Raw genomic sequence first — 633 nt, forward strand, 5'->3', positions numbered from 1 at the left:
ATCGAGTGGTAGGAATTGTTATCCCACGGGAGCTTTGAAAGGTTATTGCATAAAACGTTTTGGATGGTCACTAAAAATGCCATCTAATTGCGGAAGGTGCTTGAGCTTATTCGGGTTGTTGACCGTGTAACACATGACCTTATAGCCCGCTTCTTGCAGCTTAATGATCTGACGCGAACGAACCCAGTTAATATTTAGGTTACAGCTGTACGCTTTCACTTCATCTAACAATAGCCCGTCTTTTTTTGTAAAAAACTCACTTAAAACACCCAAACGATAACCTTCGCAATGCTGGTAAAGTGCTCTGATGACATCATGACTAAAGCTTGAGAGTAAAAGGTTCTCTCTAGGCATTGAACTTTCGGTAAGCACTTTTGCGAGCGTTTGTGCGACTTCGTCCGCTGGATGGCGGTCTACTTTCACTTCAATATTCAGATTTAGACCTCGCTCAGTAGCCAAACTTAATAGCTCCTCAAGAGTCATGATAGTTTCGCCAGCAAAATCTTCGCTGAACCAGCCACCGAAATCTAATTGTCTTAGTTCTTCCAACGTATGCGCATCAACTCGTCCTTTGCCATTGCTGCATCGATTTAACGTATGATCGTGGCAAACCACAAGTACGTTATCTTTTGT

1 protein-coding gene is annotated in these 633 nt (G+C 42.7%); it reads right to left on the bottom strand.

The window, feature by feature from the left end:
• Positions 1-42: 42 nt before the first annotated feature.
• The coding region (locus R7P35_RS24905) for a glycerophosphodiester phosphodiesterase family protein (protein WP_318093057.1) at positions 43-633 on the bottom strand (591 nt) is incomplete at its 5' end.

Source organism: Vibrio sp. Vb0304 (assembly GCF_033338995.1).
GTDB classification, from domain to species: Bacteria; Pseudomonadota; Gammaproteobacteria; order Enterobacterales; family Vibrionaceae; genus Vibrio; species Vibrio alginolyticus.